The 21,715-nt window shown below is 32.3% G+C and carries 22 protein-coding genes; 17 read left to right on the top strand and 5 right to left on the bottom strand.

Annotation, left to right across the window (positions count from 1 at the left end; genetic code table 11):
- Positions 1-120: 120 nt before the first annotated feature.
- On the bottom strand, positions 121-1,407 hold the full coding sequence (gene mmp10 / locus J2127_RS01135; protein ID WP_209731840.1) for a methyl coenzyme M reductase-arginine methyltransferase Mmp10: 1,287 nt from the start codon (positions 1,405-1,407) through the stop codon (positions 121-123).
- 770 nt (positions 1,408-2,177) lie between these two features.
- Between mmp10 and mcrB the strand changes: the two genes are divergently transcribed.
- The 13 genes from mcrB to mtrH all read left to right on the top strand — a co-directional run bounded on the left by mcrB (position 2,178) and on the right by mtrH (position 13,708).
- A complete protein-coding gene (gene mcrB / locus J2127_RS01140) occupies positions 2,178-3,509 on the top strand; it encodes a coenzyme-B sulfoethylthiotransferase subunit beta (protein WP_209731611.1) in 1,332 nt (443 codons plus the stop codon).
- A gap of 158 nt (positions 3,510-3,667) precedes the next feature.
- Complete coding sequence (gene mcrD / locus J2127_RS01145; protein ID WP_209731612.1) at positions 3,668-4,147, top strand: methyl-coenzyme M reductase operon protein D; 480 nt, start codon at positions 3,668-3,670, stop codon at positions 4,145-4,147.
- A gap of 1 nt (position 4,148) precedes the next feature.
- Positions 4,149-4,742: a methyl-coenzyme M reductase I operon protein C gene (gene mcrC / locus J2127_RS01150; RefSeq protein WP_209731613.1), complete on the top strand. Its 594-nt coding sequence runs from the start codon at positions 4,149-4,151 to the stop codon at positions 4,740-4,742.
- A 9-nt stretch (positions 4,743-4,751) separates the two neighbouring features.
- Entirely contained in the window at positions 4,752-5,537 is a 786-nt protein-coding gene (gene mcrG / locus J2127_RS01155) for a coenzyme-B sulfoethylthiotransferase subunit gamma (protein WP_209731614.1), read from the top strand.
- A gap of 58 nt (positions 5,538-5,595) precedes the next feature.
- Positions 5,596-7,260 (top strand): coenzyme-B sulfoethylthiotransferase subunit alpha, encoded by a 1,665-nt coding sequence (gene mcrA / locus J2127_RS01160; protein WP_209731615.1) that lies wholly within the window; start codon positions 5,596-5,598, stop codon positions 7,258-7,260.
- Between the two features lie 602 nt (positions 7,261-7,862).
- Entirely contained in the window at positions 7,863-8,771 is a 909-nt protein-coding gene (mtrE, locus tag J2127_RS01165; RefSeq protein WP_209731616.1) for a tetrahydromethanopterin S-methyltransferase subunit E, read from the top strand.
- Positions 8,772-8,793: 22 nt separating this feature from the next.
- Positions 8,794-9,504, top strand: coding sequence for a tetrahydromethanopterin S-methyltransferase subunit D (gene mtrD / locus J2127_RS01170; protein ID WP_209731617.1), 711 nt, complete (start codon positions 8,794-8,796; stop codon positions 9,502-9,504).
- A 22-nt stretch (positions 9,505-9,526) separates the two neighbouring features.
- A complete protein-coding gene (gene mtrC / locus J2127_RS01175; protein WP_209731618.1) occupies positions 9,527-10,318 on the top strand; it encodes a tetrahydromethanopterin S-methyltransferase subunit MtrC in 792 nt (263 codons plus the stop codon).
- 9 nt (positions 10,319-10,327) lie between these two features.
- Entirely contained in the window at positions 10,328-10,654 is a 327-nt protein-coding gene (locus J2127_RS01180; protein WP_209590210.1) for a tetrahydromethanopterin S-methyltransferase subunit B, read from the top strand.
- Positions 10,655-10,685: 31 nt separating this feature from the next.
- Positions 10,686-11,414: a tetrahydromethanopterin S-methyltransferase subunit A gene (gene mtrA / locus J2127_RS01185; RefSeq protein WP_209731619.1), complete on the top strand. Its 729-nt coding sequence runs from the start codon at positions 10,686-10,688 to the stop codon at positions 11,412-11,414.
- A 279-nt stretch (positions 11,415-11,693) separates the two neighbouring features.
- On the top strand, positions 11,694-12,455 hold the full coding sequence (gene mtrA / locus J2127_RS01190) for a tetrahydromethanopterin S-methyltransferase subunit A (protein WP_209731620.1): 762 nt from the start codon (positions 11,694-11,696) through the stop codon (positions 12,453-12,455).
- Between the two features lie 47 nt (positions 12,456-12,502).
- Positions 12,503-12,727, top strand: coding sequence for a tetrahydromethanopterin S-methyltransferase subunit MtrG (mtrG, locus tag J2127_RS01195; protein ID WP_209590207.1), 225 nt, complete (start codon positions 12,503-12,505; stop codon positions 12,725-12,727).
- 21 nt (positions 12,728-12,748) lie between these two features.
- Positions 12,749-13,708 (top strand): tetrahydromethanopterin S-methyltransferase subunit H, encoded by a 960-nt coding sequence (gene mtrH / locus J2127_RS01200; RefSeq protein WP_209590206.1) that lies wholly within the window; start codon positions 12,749-12,751, stop codon positions 13,706-13,708.
- Positions 13,709-13,861: 153 nt separating this feature from the next.
- On the opposite strand, the gene J2127_RS01205 is transcribed toward mtrH, so the two are convergent.
- Genes J2127_RS01205 through J2127_RS01215 form a run of 3 tightly spaced genes read right to left on the bottom strand, consistent with a single transcriptional unit; the run spans position 13,862 to position 15,773 of the window.
- Positions 13,862-14,398, bottom strand: coding sequence for a DUF2096 family protein (locus J2127_RS01205; protein WP_209731621.1), 537 nt, complete (start codon positions 14,396-14,398; stop codon positions 13,862-13,864).
- The gene (locus J2127_RS01210; protein ID WP_209731622.1) at positions 14,376-14,705 is read right to left on the bottom strand and encodes a DUF749 domain-containing protein; all 330 of its coding nucleotides are present in this window, start codon (positions 14,703-14,705) and stop codon (positions 14,376-14,378) included. The genes J2127_RS01205 and J2127_RS01210 overlap by 23 nt, the downstream gene beginning before the upstream one ends.
- A gap of 45 nt (positions 14,706-14,750) precedes the next feature.
- Positions 14,751-15,773 (bottom strand): TatD family hydrolase, encoded by a 1,023-nt coding sequence (locus J2127_RS01215; RefSeq protein ID WP_245326420.1) that lies wholly within the window; start codon positions 15,771-15,773, stop codon positions 14,751-14,753.
- Between the two features lie 221 nt (positions 15,774-15,994).
- Between J2127_RS01215 and J2127_RS01220 the strand changes: the two genes are divergently transcribed.
- A complete protein-coding gene (locus J2127_RS01220) occupies positions 15,995-17,656 on the top strand; it encodes a tRNA uridine(34) 5-carboxymethylaminomethyl modification radical SAM/GNAT enzyme Elp3 (protein ID WP_209731623.1) in 1,662 nt (553 codons plus the stop codon).
- A 514-nt stretch (positions 17,657-18,170) separates the two neighbouring features.
- On the opposite strand, the gene J2127_RS08490 is transcribed toward J2127_RS01220, so the two are convergent.
- Positions 18,171-18,302, bottom strand: coding sequence for a hypothetical protein (locus tag J2127_RS08490; RefSeq protein ID WP_281063903.1), 132 nt, complete (start codon positions 18,300-18,302; stop codon positions 18,171-18,173).
- 481 nt (positions 18,303-18,783) lie between these two features.
- Here J2127_RS08490 and J2127_RS01225 point away from each other — a divergent pair, with 481 nt between their 5' ends.
- From J2127_RS01225 to bioD, 3 genes are all read left to right on the top strand, one after another.
- Positions 18,784-19,596, top strand: coding sequence for a 6-carboxyhexanoate--CoA ligase (locus J2127_RS01225; protein WP_209731624.1), 813 nt, complete (start codon positions 18,784-18,786; stop codon positions 19,594-19,596).
- Positions 19,597-19,664: 68 nt separating this feature from the next.
- On the top strand, positions 19,665-20,837 hold the full coding sequence (locus J2127_RS01230; protein WP_209731625.1) for an aminotransferase class I/II-fold pyridoxal phosphate-dependent enzyme: 1,173 nt from the start codon (positions 19,665-19,667) through the stop codon (positions 20,835-20,837).
- 195 nt (positions 20,838-21,032) lie between these two features.
- Positions 21,033-21,683 (top strand): dethiobiotin synthase, encoded by a 651-nt coding sequence (bioD, locus tag J2127_RS01235; protein ID WP_209731626.1) that lies wholly within the window; start codon positions 21,033-21,035, stop codon positions 21,681-21,683.
- The last annotated feature ends 32 nt before the right edge of the window (positions 21,684-21,715 follow it).

The raw sequence follows: 21,715 nt of genomic DNA on the forward strand, positions 1-21,715 counted from the left end.
TTAATTTAGATTTATGATTATTTAGTATTTTAATACGATAATTCTATTTTTAAGATAAATTGATTTATTGAGTGATTAAAAATTTAAAAGAGTTATTTTTTATTTATTAGTTATTTTTAGTTAATTATTTTTTATAGGATTTCCAAAGAAGTTTACTTTTTCAATTAATTCTGTGAAACATTCTTTTTCAAATTCGATTGCTTGTTCTTTTGTATAAACACCACTAACTTCACCATCTAACGTTAATTTATCAACGCCCCTCAATATAATTCTATCAATTCCATCCTTTTTCAAAATTTCCTCCATATCTCGATCATGAACTAAAGCTCTTGAAGGAATTAAAACTGTTTCTTTTAACTCATTTAAATCTACTGTTTCTAAATCTTTTTTTGTTATAAGGTCTGAAATATCTTTATTAACCTTTATAACGTTTATAGGGGTATCTTTGAAAATTTTTGAAAGGAAAGTGTATGAAACCGAACCTGTTATAAGTGTTGCTTCTGACCTTATGCTTTTTCTTAATTCTTCCACTGTTTCTTCATCTTTCAATATTGCAAATGGTGTATCCGTTATAGGGTCATAAACTGGCGTTCCTGAAAGTCTTATTTGATTACCATATAAATTATACATTTCTTCTACAACAGCCCTAAATTCATCCATTGTTTGAACATTTATACCCTCAATTAAAGGTTCATTTCCAAAAATTAATCCATTTTCTATTTTATTTGCAAATCTCATTAAAATTATAGCATTTGCGCCCCAATCTATTAAATCAGCTATTGTTTTCTTTAAAACTTCCCCATCATTTACCCCTGGAACCACAACTATTGCACAATGTGTCTCACAATTTTTACAAAAGTGTTTTAAACATTCTAGTGAAATTTCTGGAGTTTTATCATTCATCCATTCTTTTCTAAGTTCGATTTGTGTTGAAAAAACTGAAAATGTTACTTCATCAACCCCATAATCAACCATATTTTTTGCAGATTGTAGGCTTTTTATTCCTTTACCTGATGTATAGCCTAAATGGATATTTAAACCCATACTTGCTATTTCTCGGCAAAGTTCCTCTAGATAAGGATAATAGCTTGTATCCCCGCCACTTGTGATATTTATTTTATCATATTTTTTAAACATGAGCGAATCTTGTATTTGCTGAATTGCAAACGGTAGAGGTATAAAATCGCCGTTAATTTCCCTTATGGAGTTAGTACAATAATCACAACCGATGTGATATGTACACTGATTACATCCTAAAGGTTCTGGATTTTTGAAACTTACTTTTCTAAAGTAACAAAATTTACAGAAGCCCCCGCAATTTTTACCGGGTTCACCTTTTAAATCAATAAGGAGTTGTGTTTTTAAATTATCATTTTTTTGATCGTTTTTTCTTTTTTCGTTTGCCATTTGAAAGGGGTCAAATGAGTTCAAATCGTCAAAATCGTCAAAATTATTGAAACTGTTAAAATCGTCAAAATTTTTCATAAAATCACTTGGTTTATTCATTACTTTATTAATAGTATATTAACCACATTGTCTATGATATTTTGAAGTTGTGTAAAGTAAACTTATCTTGTAAACTTGTCTTTCAAAATATCAAATTCATTATAGAAATACTATTATTTTTATAAATATAAATTAATTAGTATTGGATATCATAGTATATTATTTAATCTGTCTTAAATTTTTAGGGGTAAAATTATATGAATATATAATACCATTTTATAATTTAGTAATACTGAAATATTATAATTTAATACTTTTTTAAATATTGATAATATAAAGTATTAAAAATTTTAAGATTTGTAGTACAAATTAGAGAATGATTAATTTTATAAGAGTCTTAAAAAATCTTCGGAAAATACTAGTAGGTAATAAAAAACGCCATGTTCGTAATATATTATTGAAAACCAAATATTCGGCGAAATATTTAGATAATAATTAGTATTAATCTAATATTTAGATATTAAGATATAATAATAACATTTTTTTAAAAAATCATCTATTTTCATCTTAATTTTATATATTAAAGCTCATTTTTTGAATATTTAAATTCAAATTATTGTGTTTTAAACATCTTATATATAAACTTTTCTATTTAATGTTAATGAAAAAGTGAATATATATACATAGAGTAATGTTATGATGTATATATCAAAAAAATAGGAGTGATTCCTATGGTAAAGTATGAAGATAAGATATGTCTATTTGATGCGAAAGGAAACCAAGTAGCAGAAGATGTACCATTGGAAGCTATCAGCCCATTAAATAACCCAACTATAATGGGGATGGTTAAAAATATTAAAAGAACCGTTGCTGTTAACTTAGCTGGTATTGAAGAATCATTGGCTAAAGGTAAAATCGGCGGTAAAGGTTGCCAGGTTCCTGGTAGAGCTATAGAATTAGATGTTGTAAGCGATGCAGAAGCTATCGCTGACAAAGTAAAAAGTATATTGCAAGTTTCAGCTGGCGATGATACCACAGTTAAATTAATTAACGGCGGTAAACAGATGGCTGTGCAGGTACCTACAAAAAGATTAGATGTTGCTGCAGAATACTCAGTATCAATGTTGTCAACTGGTATGGCTTTAAAAGAAGCTATTATCACAAACTTCAACGTTGATATGTTTGACGGTTCAACAGTACACTCAGCTATCATGGGTCAATATCCACAAGATATGGACTACGCTGGTGGTAACATTGCATCATTATTAGGTGCTCCATCAAAATTAGAAGGTTTAGGTTACGCTTTAAGAAACATACCTGTAAACCACGCTGTAGCTACAACTAAAAAGAGTTTAATGAACGCTATCGCATTCTCATCCATCTTAGAACAAACAGCTATGTTTGAAATGGGAGATGCAGTTGGTTCATTCGAAAGACAACACTTGTTAGGTTTAGCTTACCAAGGTTTAAACGCTGACAACTTAGTAGTTGAATTAGTTAAAGCTAATGCAAACGGTACAGTTGGTTCAGTTGTAATAAGTACAATAGAAAAAGCTGTGGAAGATGGTGTAATTGTTGTAGACAAAACCATGGGTTCAGGCTTCAACATGTACAAACCTGCAGATGTAAACAAATGGAACGCTTACGCTGCTGCTGGTTTAGTTGCTGCAGTTATGGTAAGCTGTGGTGCTGCTAGAGCTGCACAGAACGTTGCTTCAACTATTTTATACTACAACGACATTCTCGAGTACGAAACTGGTTTACCAGGTGTTGACTACGGTAGATCAATGGGTACTGCAGTAGGATTCTCATTCTTCTCACACTCAATCTACGGTGGTGGAGGACCAGGTATCTTCAACGGTAACCACGTTGTAACAAGACACTCAAAAGGATTTGCTATACCACCTGTATGTGCAGCTATGTGTATGGACGCTGGTACACAGATGTTCTCACCTGAAAAAACTTCAGCATTAGTTGGTACAGTATACTCAGCATTTGATGAATTCAGAGAACCTTTAAAATACGTAATTGAAGGTGCTTTAGAAGTTCAAAACAAACTCTAATTAGATATTTGAATTTTATTAAATTTTAAATAATAAATTCCGAAAATCTAATTTCTAAATTTTATGTTACTGATAAAAATCGATTAAATTATAAAATGCAGTATAATGAATAAAAATTAAATTGTATTTTAAAATAATCGAATAAACTAGGTAAGAAAATGATTGAAATTGAAGTCTTTCCACATAGGTTCTTAAAAGCAAGCACTACGGAAAATTTCCTTAATAGTGTTTATTCATTAGAAACCGTACAAAGAGTAATTATGCACGGTGAATCATTACCTCAAAAAGTTAATTATGGACCTGCAAAAGGCACTCCTGTTAATCATAGTGAAAGAAAAATCATTAATGTTCAGGGTGTTGAGGTTCAATTGACCTTACAAGTAGGTAGATTTTGGATATTATTAGACGATGAAACTGAATTGTCTAAAGTTGACGAAATTTGTAAAGAATTATTCCCATACGGATACAAAGTATCGGAAGGTAGATTTATAAAAGATTCTCCAACAGTTACAGATTACATGAAATACGGTGAAAGTTTCGTAAATAGCATAGATAAGAGAATGCTCGGTGTTACGGACCCTAGAAGTAGATTTGAGAATTCTGTTTCACTTATCCCTAAAAGCGAAAAAGGTGAATAATTTGCCAGTAGGTAGGAGAGAGCAGATTGTTGACTGTAGAGCTGTTATGGGATTAGGTCAAGGTGGCGGATTAGCTCAGAGAGGAACCTTTGCCGAAGGTCTAAAAAATGACGTTGTAGTAGTTGCAATGTCACCCGGCAGACGACATATCACAAAACCTGTTTGCGAAATTACCTATGGAATAAGAGAATCTGGTATTCAAACAAGTGTACTTGTACTAAATGCAGGTAGTGGACTTCCAGCAGATGCACCAAATAGTTTAGGTTCAACTTTTGGTTTAAAACCTGAGGAAGTAGAGCAAGTTAATAGGCATAAATTATGTATTATTCACTTTGGGAACGTTAAAAGCCACGTTGTCTATAAAGCAAGGTTGTTTTTAAGATACGTAACCATACCTACAATAGTTGTTTGCCAAACTCCAATTGATATGGAAGACTTCGCTAAAATCGGAATTAAAACTGCTGATGTAATCCCCATGGAACCTGAAACAAAGGGAACTATTGTTGAAATAGTTACTGGAGTTGTAAGAGGAGAATCATCACCACAATCTAAAATTGATGAAATTATTGAAAAAATAAAAAAACACTTGAAATAAGGTGATCTTATGGCATACAAGCCTCAGTTCTACCCTGGTGCAACAAAAGTTGCTGAGAACAGAAGAAATCACATTAACCCAGCGTTTGAATTGGAAAAATTAAGAGAAATTCCAGATGAAGACGTTGTTAAAATCATGGGTCACAGACAACCAGGTGAAGATTACAAAACCGTTCACCCACCTTTAGAAGAAATGGACTTAGCTGAAGACTACGTAAGAGATTTAGTAGAACCTATCAGCGGTGCAAAAGAAGGACACAGAATTAGATACATTCAGTTTGCAGACTCAATGTACTTTGCTCCATCACAACCATACGACAGATCAAGACTCTACATGTCAAGATTTAGAGGAGTAGACTGTGGTACATTATCAGGAAGACAAGTTGTGGAATTAAGAGAAAGCAACTTAGAAGACATCTCCAAAAACTACTTAGTTGACACAGAGTTATTCGACCCTGCTACAACAGGTATGAGAGGAGCTACTGTACACGGTCACTCATTAAGATTAGATGAAAACGGAGTAATGTTCGATGCATTACAAAGATACGAGTTTGACGAAGCAACAGGACATATATTATATGTTAAAGATCAAGTTGGAAGACCATTGGACGAACCTGTTGATGTAGGAGAACCAGTACCTCAAGAAAAATTAAAAGAAATCACAACAATCTACAGAAAAGATGGCGTTGCTATGAGAGACGACATGGAAGTTGTAGAAGTTGTTAAAAGAATACACAGAGCAAGAACACTTGGTGGATACTGTCCACTCAATGAAATCTTCGACGCATACTTATAATTAAATATTACCACCCTTACGGGAGAGAAACCTCTCATAAATCTTGAGGTGAACCTATATGGAAGCTGAAAAAAGATTATTCTTAAAAGCATTAAAAGAAAAGTTTGAAGAAGACCCTAAAGAAAAATTCACCAAGTTCTATACATACGGTGGATGGCAACAATCAGAAAGGAAGAAAGAATTCGTTTCAGAAAACGAAAAAATTGTTGCTGAGAAAAGGGGCGGAATTCCTATGTACAACCCAGACATTGGTGTACCTTTAGGACAAAGAAAATTAATGCCATACAAAGTTTCAAACACTGATACTTACGTAGAAGGCGACGATTTACACTTTATGAACAACGCTGCAATCCAACAATTATGGGACGATATCAGAAGAACTGTTATCGTAGGTATGGATACAGCTCACATGGTTCTTGAAAAAAGATTGGGTGTTGAAGTAACTCCTGAAACAATCAACGAGTACATGCACACAATTAACCACTCACTCCCAGGGGGAGCTGTTGTTCAAGAACACATGGTTGAAGTTCACCCTTCATTAGCATGGGACTGTTACGCTAAAATCTTCACCGGTGACGATGAGTTAGCTGATGAATTAGACGACAGATTTGTAATTAACATCAACAAATTATTCCCTGAAGAACAAGCTGAAGCTTTAAAAGCTGCTATCGGTAAAAAAACATACCAAGTATCAAGAGTACCTTCACTCGTTGGTAGAGTATGTGACGGTGGTACAATTTCAAGATGGTCTGCAATGCAGATCGGAATGTCATTTATTACAGCATACAAATTATGTGCTGGGGAAGCTGCAATTGCTGACTTCTCATACGCTGCTAAGCACGCTGACGTTATTCAGATGGGTAATGCTTTACCAGGAAGAAGAGCAAGAGGTCCAAACGAACCAGGTGGAGTTAGATTTGGTATCTTATCAGATGTTGTACAAACAACAAGAGTTAGCGAAGACCCTGTTGAGCAATCATTAGAGGTAGTTGCTACTGGTGCTGCTTTATACGACCAAATCTGGCTTGGTTCATACATGTCTGGTGGTGTAGGATTCACACAATATGCTACAGCATCATACACAGATGACATCTTAGATGACTTCTCATACTACGGATTAGACTACGTAGAGAAAAAATACGGAAGATGCGGAACTAAAGCTACAATGGATGTAGTAGAAGACATCGCTTCAGAAGTTACACTCTACTCATTAGAACAATACGATGAATACCCAGCATTATTAGAAGACCACTTCGGTGGCTCACAAAGAGCTGCTGTTGCTGCTGCTGCAGCTGGTATTTCAGTATGTATGGCAACCGGTAACTCAAACGCTGGTGTTAACGGCTGGTACTTATCACAAATCTTACACAAAGAATACCACAGCAGACTTGGATTCTACGGTTACGACTTACAAGACCAATGTGGTGCTTCAAACTCCTTAGCAATAAGAAACGACGAAGCTTCACCATTGGAATTAAGAGGTCCTAACTACCCTAACTATGCAATGAACGTAGGTCACCAAGGTGAATACGCAGGTATTGCACAGTCTGCACACTCAGCTAGAGGAGACGCATTTGCTACAAGCGCATTAATCAAAGTTGCATTCGCTGACCCTTCATTAGTATTCGACTTCTCAAAACCTAGAAAAGAAATCGCTAGGGGTGCTTTAAGAGAATTCGAAGCTGCTGGTGAAAGAGACCCTATCTTACCTGCTAAAATCTAATTTAATTAATAATTTATTATTGATTTATTATTAGACTAGGTAAAATAGTAAAAGAAAACTAAAGGAAACCTAATATGGTTTCCTTTTTTTATATATTTTAAAAATTGTTATATAACATGTAACAATTATAATTAAAGTTAATCGAATTCAATTTTTGTTTAATAAACTATGACATCAAAAAAGTGTTGAAATTAATTATAATTAATTATTTTTGTCAGTATATATTTTACCAATATTTAAATTTTAAAATATGATGCAGATTAAATCATAATATAATTATAATACTAGAAATAAAATAAATATTGATGTTAATTTTAGTACATGATATTAACATTCACCATTAATAAGTCGAATGTAAAACCATTTAAAAAGGTAATTAATTTAGTAAAAAAATCTTTAATTAAATTAAAGAGTTTTTTAATTGTATTTTTAAATATTAACGTCATTTTGCTTATTAATGAAATGGAAAGTAATATATATCATATGATTAAATAATATTTGAATAGTTAACGCCATTAAATGTTTAAAGAAATGTTTAACGAATTCTTAAAATATTTAATTAACAAATAGCCAATATTACCTTAATCAATGAGGTGAAAGAAATGGATCCAACATTATTAACCCTTGGAGCCCTAGCCTTGGCAGGTGCTGCCGCAACTGTTTCCGGTTGTGCAGAAGACTTAGAATCTGATGTAGGTTCACAGTCTAACCCTAACTCTCAGGTGCAATTAGGTCCTCAAATGGGTAACATACACAGATATTTCAACAAAGCTATCTCCGGTGAACCTGTATCCTACGGTTTATACGTAGCAGTTGCAGGAGCTGTAGCATGGGCTTTAATGAATGGCGGATACAATCCAATCTTAGGTTTAATAGTAGGTTCAGGAGTAGGTGCAATTACACATGGTGCATATTCATTGAGCGCATACTTAGGTAGAATTGTAGGTCAGTCCAAAAACTTTAACCAACCAGTATACATGGACGTTATAAGTACACACATGGGTCCTATGATGGGACACGGTTTTATAGCAATTTTCACTATGTTATTAGCAGCTTACTTAGCTACATTAGCATTAGGTAATCCATTCCCATTGCCATTGGTAGCTTTAATCTTCGGTATCACAGTTGGTGCTATCGGTTCATCAACCGGTGACGTTCACTATGGTGCTGAAAGAGAATACCAAAAATACGCTTTCGGTGGTGGTATTCCTGTTGCTAACCAAGGTGACATTGATATTAAAGCAGAAACTGGTATTAGAAATGGTTTAGATTCATCATACTTCTGTTCAAGACTCGGAGGTCCATTAACTGGTCTCTGTTTCGGTTTAATCATCTTCTTAGATGGTTGGAGAACCGTTACTGGTAACATTATCGGTGACTTGATGGGTGCAGACCTTGTTATGAAAGCAGTCATTGCAATTATATTAGGTACATTACTAGTAATTGGTGCTGCGATAATTAACAGAAAAGTAGAAGTATATGCAAGAAACAAGTACGGGCCATACAAATAATTAATAAAGTAATGGTGATAATATGGATATTTCAAGTATTATATTACCTCTTGTTGAAATCACCCTTGCAGGAGCAATTATTAACGCAAGTGTTCACTTTGTTCCAGTAGGTGGTGCACCAGCTGCGATGGCTACTTCAACCGGGGTAGGTACCGGTACAACTCAGTTGGCTGCAGGTGCAGGTTTCACAGGTTTATTAGCGGCTGCAGGAATGGCTGCACAACCTGGCATAATGATAAGCAACCCAGTTCACGCACTCTTGATTATGTTATCAGGTGCTGTTGGTGCTATGATTATGTTAGGATTAACTATGTTAATCGGTCAGTTAATTTACGTTTACGGTGTTGGTATTGTACCAGCAGCTGATAAATGTGATGTTGACCCTATCACAAAAGACCCACAAAGTGCATTTATCACACCAGGTACAACTGGTCACGGTATTCCAACAGTTTGTTTCGTTAGCGGATTAATCGGAGCAGCTTTAGGTGGAATCGGTGGAGGAATGGCTTATGTAGGTCTTTTAGGATTAGGATTTACAATACCTGCAATTGCGGGAGTATTAGCAATTGGATTCTTCTTCATGAATGCAGTTCTTGCTTCATACAACATTGGTGGTACCATTGAAGGTTTCCACGATCCTAAATTTAAGAAAATGCCTAATGGAGTTATTGCTTCGACAGTGTCATCATTAGTTGCAGCTATAATATTAATAGGAATGTCAATGGGACTTTAATTAAAAATTATGAGGTGTAATTATGTCACATGGTGGCGGAGGACACGCAGCAGAACTATTCCCTGAAACTCAAGTTCTCGGGATTGGTCTTGTATTATCATTAGTTGGAATGTATATTGCAAACTTTCTTCCAGAATATGCAATGTTAATAGGTGGAGCATTAACTGTTCCAGCGTGTGTAGCGGGAGCTAACACAACAAGAAAAGTAGCAGCATACGGTTTAGGTACCGGTGTTCCTTCAATTGGTATGGTAAGTTTAGGTATGGGTACATTATCAGCACTTGCAGCGGTATATTTACCAGTAGCATTTGGTATTGATTCAATGGCTACACCGATAATTGCAGTTATTGTATCATTAGCAATTGGTGCGATTGTAGGTAAGTTAACACAAAACCCTGTAGGTATGAAAGTACCTATTATCGTATCAAGTATGATAAAATTATCATTAATGGGTGCTTTATCAATTTTGGGATTCTGTACTGCATTTGCAGGCGGATTTTCAGCAAACGTATTTATTCCAGGTGCAATAGAAACAGGAATGATTGGTTTAGCATTTATTGCAGCAGGTATTGCAATTTTACACCCATTCAACGCATGTTTAGGACCTAATGAAAGTCACAGAAGAACAATGTACCTTGCAATTGCTTGTGGTTTATTAGCATGGTTAGTATTCGCAATCTCAAAATTAGATGCAATATCAACTGTTATCTCAGCAGTGTTATGGGTTGCTACATATGCTATGTTTGTAAAAATGTCTTTGAACGATGCTTCAGATGTTTTATACACACCAGAATTGCCTAAGAAAGAAGAATAAGGTGATAAAATGGAAATTGTTAAAGTATGTCCCGATATAAATGTAGTATTGGACATCGATACAGGTTTAATTGCAGAAATGAGAAAAGATATTCTTGTTACTGATTTAAAACCTGTTTCAGCAGAAATAGAACAATTAGAAAAACTTGCGATAGCATTGGAAAATTCATTAGACCCAAGAAACGCACCAATGAAATCATACGCTGGTAGAGAAGGTACATACAAAACTGGTGGTTTATTCCAAGGTATGTTCTTCGGTTTCTGGATTGCCTTGTCAATTTTAATGCTCGCAGTATTCTTAATCATTAAAACGGATTTAAGCCTAATCGGTCTCTAAATTGTTTAATTTGACACGGAGGTGCTAAAATATGGCAGATAAAAAAGCCCCTGCAGCAGGATGGCCTGTTGCTAATGGTGAATATGTTGTAGGTAATCCTGAAAGCTGTGTAGCTGTTGTTACATTGGGTTCACACGGATTAGATGAAGCAGCTATCGAAGCAGGTGCAGCTATCTCAGGACCTTGCCACACAGAAAACTTGGGTATTGAAAAAGTTATTGTTAACTACATTTCAAATCCTAACATCAGATTTATGGTTGTGACAGGTTCAGAAGTTCAAGGACACATTACAGGACAATGTTTCAAAGCTCTCTATGAAAACGGAATTGGTGACGATGGTGGTATTATCGGCGCTAAAGGAGCTATTCCTTTCATGGAAAACGTTGGAAAAGAACCAGTTGCAAGATTCCAAAATCAAATCGTTGAATTAATTGATATGATTGATTCAGAAGATAAAGGAAAAATTCAACAAACAGTTAAAGACTGTATCTCCAAAGACCCTGGTGCATTCGAAGAAGAAGCTATGGTTATAGACCTTGAGGGTAAAGCAGGCGGAGCTGGAGAAGAAGAAGGTTCATCAGTTAAAATGACATCCCCAGAAATGGCAATTATCGAATCAAGAATGAGAATCATCTCAAAACAGATCGAACAAGCTGCAATTGTTAACAAATACAACTCTGGATACTATAACGGTAAAATCCAAGGTATTGCAATAGGCTTATTCTTGTCACTTCTCATATACAGTATGTTATTAATCTAATTAAATAATTTGATAGTTATTTATTAGAGATTTATTATTAGTTTATATTAGATTATATTAACTTATGATAAATAGATAAAATAATGATTATTGATTATTAATTAATAATGATGAATTTAAACACGAATTGGTATCTAGCTAGGTTAGATAATTAATAATTACTGTGTAATAATTAATAATTATGTTAAATTACCAATTAAAACGTTGAACTTAAAATAAATTAATATGTAAATTCTAAACCAAACCAAAACATATATGCCTTCCAGGAGGTGCTAAAATATGGCAGATAAAAAAGCCCCTGCAGCAGGATGGCCTGTTGCTAATGGTGAATATGTTGTAGGTAATCCTGAAAGCTGTGTAGCTGTTGTTACATTGGGTTCACACGGATTAGATGAAGCAGCTATCGAAGCAGGTGCAGCTATCTCAGGACCTTGCCACACAGAAAACTTGGGTATTGAAAAAGTTATTGTTAACTACATTTCAAATCCTAACATCAGATTTATGGTTGTGACAGGTTCAGAAGTTCAAGGACACATTACAGGACAATGTTTCAAAGCTCTCTATGAAAACGGAATTGGTGACGATGGTGGTATTATCGGCGCTAAAGGAGCTATTCCTTTCATGGAAAACGTTGGAAAAGAACCAGTTGCAAGATTCCAAAATCAAATCGTTGAATTAATTGATATGATTGATTCAGAAGATAAAGGAAAAATTCAACAAACAGTTAAAGACTGTATCTCCAAAGACCCTGGTGCAACAGATGAAGAAGCTATGGTTATAGACCTTGAGGGTAAAGCTGGTGAAGCAGGAGAAGATTCAGGCGATGGTTTCGCTATCGAAGGTATCCCTACTGTATCAGAACCAGACCTTGAATATATAAGGAAATTAAACGAAAGTCTCGACTATAAAGTGGGCCTAACTACAAGAGATTTAGGTCTTGCTTCTGGAGTTCAGTCTGAAAGCCTCACCGGTTTATTATATGGTATGATGTTTGCATTAGTATTCGTTGCAATACCATTAATATTAAAAATTGGATTTTAAATATTAAGAGACTAATAATTCCATCATTAAATTTATAAGGTGATTAGATGGCTGAAATTCCTACAGTAATAACACCAAACAAGGAATTCAAAGAATTACAGAAAAAACTTGACGAAGTTGAAGATAGAGTTGAAAGAACAAATGCTGAAATCTTCCAAAGAACAGGTCAAAAAACAGGAAGAGATGTAGGTATTGTACTTGGTTTCGCAGTTGGAACCGTTTTATTATACTCATTAGCAGGAGCTTTGCAGTTCTTCAATCTTATAAAATAACATTGTTACAGAGGTGGAATAATGTTCAAATTCGACAAAGAACAGGAAATTATTGAATTAGCTGGTGCAAGATTTGGAGGACAACCAGGAGAATGTCCTACCGCATTATCCGGTACCATATTTTACGCAAGACACAAAATTGTAGAAGATCCTAAAAAAGGTATCTTCGATAAAGCTGCTGCTGAAGAATTAATCAACAAGCAAGCTGAAATGCAAGATATCACAGGTAACTCAGCATTAGTACAAGTATTCGGTGGTTCAGAAGAAGCACTCGTTAACTATATTGACTTCGTAGCTGATGTATGGGACGGACCTATGTTATTGGACTCAACATCCGGTAAAGCAAGAATGGCTGCAGCTACAAGAGCTACAGAAGCTGGATTTGCTGGACAATGTGTTTACAACTCAATCAACGTTTCAATGGACGAAGAAGAGTTCCAAAACTTAGTTGAAAGTGACCTTGAAGCTTCAATCGTTTTATGTTTCGACCCAATGGACCCTTCAGTAGAAGGTAAATTGAACGTTTTAAACAACGGTGGTAAAACAGCTGAAACAGGTATGTTAGAACTCGCTGAAAAAGCAGGTATCAAACACCCATTAATTGACGTTGCTGTAACCCCTATGGGTAACGGTGCAGGTCAAGCTGTAAGAGCTTCATTTGCTGTTAAAGCAAAATTAGGTTTACCAGTAGGTAGCGGTATACACAACATCCCATCAGCATGGGACTGGTTAAGAGAATTCAGAAAAGGATTAAGAGAAAACGACAAAGCACAGTTATCAAAAGACGTACACCACGTATGTGACATTGGTGCTAACATTGTACAAACAATGGCTTCAGGAGACTTCGTTCTCTACGGTCCAATCGACAACTCAGAATTAGCATTCCCAGCTGTTGCAATGACAGATATGATTATTGCTGAAACCGCTAAAGATTTAGGTACAACACCTGATGAGAAACACCCATTAAACAAATTAATTTAATTAAAACATTAATTTGTTTATTATTTTATACACTTTTTTGAATAATTAAAAAATAAAAATAAAATATAATAAAAAATAAAAATAAAAAAGCTATTTTAAAAGTATATTATTAAAAATTAATGTTAAAAATATAATATTAAAATATCACCAATATTAATTTAAACTATTAAATTTCCAAATTACTGCCAAATCTTTTAAAGCAGTCATTATTTTGGATTTTTCCCCTTCGATAAGTATTTTAAGATCTTCCTCTTCACTTTGTGAGAATATCAATCCATTATCCTCACTAAGTTCCCCTAAAATTTCAGGATGCAATTCAAAAGGCATTTTTACACGGATAACTTCAGTTGCCTTTCTTTTTTTAACTTCTGGATTATAAGGAGTTTGTTTTAATGGAAATTCAACATCTAACTCCCCTCTTGAAGCTTTTCCAAGTTTATCCAAAAAATCTTTAGCCATTTTTTCGTCACACATACCAAATAGTGCACCTTGTAACACCGAAATCTCTTTTTCAGCATCCATCAATACACTAAAATCTGCGTGCTCGTCTAAAATATAATACGTTATAATATTATTTGCAATTCTTAATCTATCAAAATATTCTTTTGGAATAGGCCTCTTTCTTGAAAGTTCTAAAGTTAAGTTGTTTAAAACTACCCATTTCTTATCAATCCCTTTTGCATCCTTCATCGCTCATCATCTCAATGTAATTTTTTAGTATTAATTTAGAATCATGATTTAAAACAGCCCCAAATTTCCGCAAATCTTCTTCAATATCATTAACATCCATATTTTTCTTCAAAAAATAAATTTGATAGCTGTCAGTACCTTGGATATTTAATATAGCCACAGTATGGTTTTTAGAATACAAGTCTATATTCTCCCTGTTGGCCTTAGCTCGCATAGTTCCCGAGATTTCCGGAGAATCTAAAACTTCATTAGAGTCTATTATTGTAAGTAGTTTAGCTATGAAATTTCCACATTTGCAACTTTCCATATTTTCACCCGCTTACTCTAAACTTAAATTTAAACTTAAACTAAACTATATGTTGAATAATCTTTTAGTTTGGGAATATATAAGTTTAGCTATATTAATTAAGTTATTATCTTGATTAATTATTTGATTGCCCATATCATTACATGAAATATCTAGATTATTACTGTTAATATTATTACTATTGGTAATAGTATTACTATTGTTACTATTGTTACTATTGTTATTATGATTATTCTTATTTCTAATAGTATCTAATTTATTGTTTATATTATTAATACCGTTGCAATTATCTTTCTCATCATTCTCATCATTTAATAAATTATAAATTTTTCCAAATTCATTTACTACTAACCTTACATTTGAAGGCTCATTTTGTTCCCCTTTTATTGGCGATACAAACGGACTATCGGTTTCAGAAAGAGTATTCTTAAATAAATCCATATCATAAATACTCAATAACTCTTTTATTAAATTTTTATGATATTCTGAAAAACACAACTGTGTTGAAATTGAGATATAATTATCATTATCTATTAATTCTTTTGCTAGTTGATTACTTCCACTAAAACAGTGATATATAATTCTTATATCATTTTTGGTAATTTCATGTATTATTTTGTACGCTTTATCTTCAAAACCTCTCGCATGAATGACTACAGGCATATCCAATTCTTTTGCTAAAGTTAAGTATTTTCTAAATATTTTTTCCTGCTTATCCAAATCGGCTTGACTATTTATCCCACTATCGAGACCTATTTCACCAACTGCCACTATTGAATCTTGATTTTTCTCAATAAACTTATATGTGTCCTCAATTACCTTCCAATCGGATTTTACCCTAGAAGGGTGGTACCCCATTGTAATATTGATATCTTTGGGATATTTAGTTTTTAAATCGAGTGCCCTTTTACATCCACCTAAACTTTCGCCACTAGTAATCATTTCTACATTGTTATCGATTGCACCGGTTATCAATTCATCCCTATTTTTTAATCGCCTATATTCCATGTGGCAATGTGCATCGATATATCCCATATTTTTATTTTTATTTTTATTTCCATTATCCATCACTTTCAAACTTTCACCGTAAATTCCAAAATTCTAAAAAATACATAAATACATAATAATTATATAATGGTGTTGTATTATAGATTATTTTAAATATTTTCTTTGTATATATTAAGTTCATTAACTATTAAAATATGAGATTATTAAATTTATTAAATTATTAGGATTATGATTATAATTATTGTGATTACAATTATTATGATAATACTTATGGTGATATTATGACTTCGGAACTTTCAAAGATTAAGAAAACGGAAGAATATAAAAAATTTATAAGATATTTAATTGAAGAATTATTATCTAATAAAGAAAAAATTGAAGAATTAGATGCAAAAAGAAAAAAACAGAAAGTGGAAGATATTAAAGCAAAAAGTCTTCGAAAATTCGATTTAAATATTGGATTCCCCCCTAATTCAGATATTCTTGCCCTTGCAACAGAAACGGAAAAAAAAGAATTATCTTTAATTTTACGAAAAAAGCCTATTAGGACACTTTCAGGCGTTGCAGTAGTCGCAGTTATGACTTCACCCGAACCTTGTCCACACGGCAAATGTTCTTTCTGCCCGGGCGGTAAAGAAAGCGTATTTGGAGATGTTCCCCAAAGTTATACGGGAAAAGAGCCTGCAACTATGAGAGGCATTATGTATAAATTTGACCCTTACGTACAGACTTCTGAAAGATTAGCACAACTTGAAAAAGTAGGTCATCCGACAGATAAAGTTGAACTTATCATCATGGGCGGTACTTTCCCAGGGCGAGATATAGAGTACCAGGAAAACTTTATAAAAGGTTGTTTAGATGCTATGAATGGTTTAGTATCTGAAACGCTCGAAGAAGCTCAAAAAATAAATGAAACTGCTTCCCATAGGTGTGTTGCTCTTACAATTGAAACACGTCCTGACTACTGTAAAGAAGAACATATAGACGAAATGTTAAAGTTAGGTGCCACACGTGTTGAATTAGGTATTCAAAGTACGTATGATGAAGTATTAGACTTTGTAAAAAGAGGTCACTCAGTTTCTGAGTCAATTAAGGCTACTTCACGTCTTAAAAACAGCGGTTTAAAGGTTTCTTACCACCTTATTCCAGGATTGCCACATACTACAGAAGAAATGGATAAAGAAAATATTGAAAGAGTGTTCAATAATCCAGATTTTAAACCGGATTTAATAAAGTTCTACCCTTGTTTAGTTATTGAAGGGACAGAACTTTACGACTTATGGAAAAAAGGAGAATATAAACCAATTACTGATGAAGAAGCGGTTGAATTAGTAACTTATGCTAAATCAATTATGCCGAAATGGATTAGAACGTCACGTATACAGCGAGATATTCCTGCAACAGTTATTGATGAGGGCGTTAAAAAAAGTAACCTTGGAGAATTAGTGTATAAAAACCTTGAAGAAAAAGGTATAAAGTGCAAATGTATTCGATGTAGGGAAGTAGGTCACGTTTGTTATAAAAAAGGTATAAAACCGGACTTATCAAGTATAAAACTACTTGTTGAAGAGTATGAAGCTAGTGGGGGTAAAGAATTTTTTATATCCTATGAAGATGTTAAAAATGATTTATTAATCGGATACCTAAGACTTAGAATTCCAGATATGAAAGCAGTGTTTAGAGCAGAAATAGATGAAAATACTGCCCTAATAAGACAAGTTCATGTCTGCGGTCAGCAGGAAGAACTAGGTTCTAAAATAGAAGATACTAAAAACTGGCAACATAAAGGTTATGGAAAATTAATGCTCGAAGAAGCTGAAAAAATCGCAAAAAGTCACGGAAAATCAAAAATATTGATAACCAGTGGTATTGGAGTTAGAGAATACTATAAAAAACAAGGTTACGACCGAGTAGGTGCCTACATGGGCAAAAAATTGAATTAAAAGAAATTAGTAAATAATATTGAATAATCGGTTTATTAATTTAATATACTACTTATTCTATTTCTAGTATTATATTCTATACTATACTATTTTATTCTATTTTTATATTTTAGATTTTATTTATTGGCATATTTTAATTTTGCAATATATTCTAAGATATATCGCTCGTGTTTATCCTGATTATAATAACAGCATTAATAGTAATTTAGAGTTTTAAAAACTCTATTTCTATGCTATTTGGTATTGTACGGGCATATATAACTACATCAACCAAATAATAAAAATTTTAGAAATTTTAGATTTAGAAATTTTAATGTATAATTTAGTAAAATTATCTAATAGAATTATTTAAGAAAATTTAACTTATCATTTACAGTAATACAACCAACCAAATTAATATAAATGAAATTTATGAATCTAACTTATAGTTTTTTAACTCTTATGTGATTGATTCATTCAATACAAGGGATAGTGCTAATCATTTCTATTTATATTCATTCATATGTTCAATAGTTTAAATTACTATAGATGAAACTGCTAGAATTCCAACTAGGTATGCTACTACTTTAACTGCAACATTACCCCTAAAAGGTCGTCCCATATCATTTTTAAAATTTTTAAATCCCATTGTTCTTGAATTTACCATCAAATCACCATATTTCATATTTATTCTATTCTAATCATTATTAATTATGTGATAAAGAGCTACTATAATAAAATTATCCATTTATTTTATACTACATTACTATGTAACCGATTATTGCGAATAATACTATTAAATAACTAATATATATAGGTATTTGTACATTATAAATCATTATAAATGTTTTTAATGAAAAATAATGACAAATCATTGAGTTTTAATATTATTAATCATGACAAATATAAATCGTATAATTATATATTTGAATAAATAATTATAATAGTAGTGAATAATAATCATAAAAATATCAGTTATAATAATATCGTATTACACTAAACATTCAAACAATATCAAAGTATAAATGTTTAAAAAACAATATATAATGTAATAAAAAATGAATAATCAAGATTATAAAATTTAAAATATAGTATGATATATTACAATATATTAAGCAAGACAATTAATAGTACGGAATGTTGATAATATGAAAGAAGAAGATGAACAAGAGTATTACAGTCTAAAAATGAGAGCTTCAAATGAAGAAAAACATATTTCGGGTGCAGAAAGACTTTTAAAGGTTGAAAAAGTAGAAGATATTGAAGAAGTAGCTTCAGAACTTGTATCTCGCGCGTTGAGTCATGAAAATGGGATACCAGATTTTATAAACTTAAAAGTTGAAAAAGTAAACCAAAAAATTAAAAAAATCCCCCATATTCCTATAGTGTACAATAAGGATAATATCGGAACTATTTGTGAAAAAAATTATGAAATGAGCAATAAAACAAATTCAAGGAATTATTGTCACGAATTACTAAAAAATAAGTTTAAAGAATTTGGGGTCAATGATGTATTATGCGAATTCCTAATTAAATTAGGGTTTGAGATTATCGATGAAGGGGGCATGCGTGGAGCTGCAATAATCTCCCTAGATGGCTCTCGATTAGATATTGCATTTAATGAAGACATTGACAAGGGCGTCAGGGTAAAAAACATAGATACTGACGATAATTTAAAGGAAAAAATAAGAAAAAACGACTTATATACTGAAAGAACCATCGAAGCAATAGCTATTGCCTCAAAAGTGATAGATTTAGGAGTAGTTGCAGAACTATGCACCTCGGATAATCCTTCGTATACCACAGGCTATGTTGCTACAGAAGACGGATACTTTAGAATTAAAAACTTAAAAGATCCGGGGGAAACGGGCGGCAGGGTATTCTACGTAAACAATTTGAATGAAGAATCCCTTAAAGAATTAATAGATAATTTAGAAGATAAGCCCTATTTAATATATTAAATAACCATATAGTACTAGATAAGTAATGATATGTAAAATAATGATATGCAAATAATTATTGGGATAATATGCTAAAAAATAGAATTAATTTAGAATTGGATGAAATTAAAAGAAATAATCTATATCGATCCTTTAAGAATTTTTATGACCCTAATTATGAACATAATTTTAAAATTAATAAAAATATGGGCAAAAACTTTTCATCCAATGACTATCTATGTTTGTCATCTAATGTAGAGATACTAAATACCATAAAGGATGCTTTAAAATATGGATCAGGATCTACAGGATCACGTTTAACGTCAGGAAATATAAATCATGAAAAACTTGAAAAGACAATCTCTGAATTTAAAGATACTGATTCATCTCTTGTATACTCCTCAGGATATGCAACAAATTTGGGGGTTATAAGTGCGTTATGCTCCAAAAAAGATTTAATCCTAAGCGATAGCCTCAATCATGCGTCTATAATCGATGGTTGTAGGCTCTCGAATGCTGAAAAAATTATATATCCCCACCGTGATGTGGAATTCATTAAAAAAATTCTTGAAGATGATAAATTCTTGAAAGAAAATCAATTTGGGAATATTTTTATAATAACGGACGGGGTTTTTAGCATGGATGGAGATATTGCCCCGATTGATGAATTATTTAAGCTTTGTAATGATTTTAATTGTACTTTAATTATTGACGATGCGCATGGTACCGGCGTTTTAGGTAAAAAAGGTAAAGGAAGCTTAGAACATTTTAAAATTAAAGCTAATGAAAATGTTATACAAATTGGTACATTGTCTAAGGCTAATGGGTTAGTAGGCGGTTATGTTGCAGGCTATTCAGAATTAATAGATTATTTGATAAATAAATCACGTAGTTTTATATATTCTACTTCATTACCTCCTTACGTAATTGCTGGAGCAATTAAATCTTTTGAATTAATTAAAAATGGAGATTACGTTTCCAAATTGCAAAAAAATGTATCGATTACTAATAAAATTTTCAGTGATTTAAAGAATATTAACTTTGACGATAAGCATAAAACTCCAATATATCCTCTTGTATTTGGTAAAAATACCATGGATATGTCCAATTACTTATATAATGCTGGTTATCAATGTATAGGGATTAGATACCCAACCGTTGCTAAAGGTAGCGAGAGAATAAGAGTTTCAATTACTTCTTGCCATGAAAAAGAGGACGTTGTTAGTTTAAAAGATGAAATTAGTATATATCTTGAAAATTAGTATTATTTATTTCTTTTTTTATTTTTTATTTATTATATTTTTATTTATTATATTTTTATAATTTATATTTTTATAATTTATATTTTTTTTATTAAACATCGATTTTATTATATATGATTATAACAAATGTTATTATCAAAATTTATAATAATATTTTTATGATATAATATTTAATTTTCAAATTTGGTGATATTAATGATATTCGTTACAGGTACCGACACAGATATAGGGAAAACACACGTTTCAGGGATTATTGCTTCAGAAGTAAGTAAATTCAAAAAAACAGGCTATATGAAACCTGTTGAAACTGGCGGTAGACCGGATACCAATAAAATTATGAAATTATTGGATATGAAGGATTTAGATGGAAAAAATATTGATATAGATATAGTAAATCCCATTAATTTCAAAAATCCATTATCCCCAAACATATCTGCAATTGTAGAAAATTCAGAGTATAAAATGGACTTTGAAAAAATTAAAGAATCTTATGAATATTTAAAAAATATTTACGAATATATTATCGTAGAGGGGGCAGGAGGTGCTTGCGTACCTTTAAAAAAAGGCTATTATGTAGCAGATATTGCCAAAATGTTAAACATACCTTGTGTAGTGGTTGCAAGACCTAACTTGGGTACTATCAACCATATTATTTTAACAACTGAATTCTTGAAAAACAGAGGTATCGAAGTATTGGGTATTATAATCAATAGTACTTGCGATTTAAAAGAAGTTCCTTACTACGAGGAGACCTTCAAAACTATTGAAGAATATTCGGGATTTAAAATTATTGGAATTATTGAAAAAGATGACGTTAAATTAGATATAGATAAATTGTTAATTTAAAATTAAATTATACAATAAATTTATAAAATAGA

It is taken from the genome of Methanococcus voltae (assembly GCF_017875395.1).
GTDB lineage: Archaea > AGJL01 > Methanococci > Methanococcales > Methanococcaceae > Methanococcus > Methanococcus voltae_C.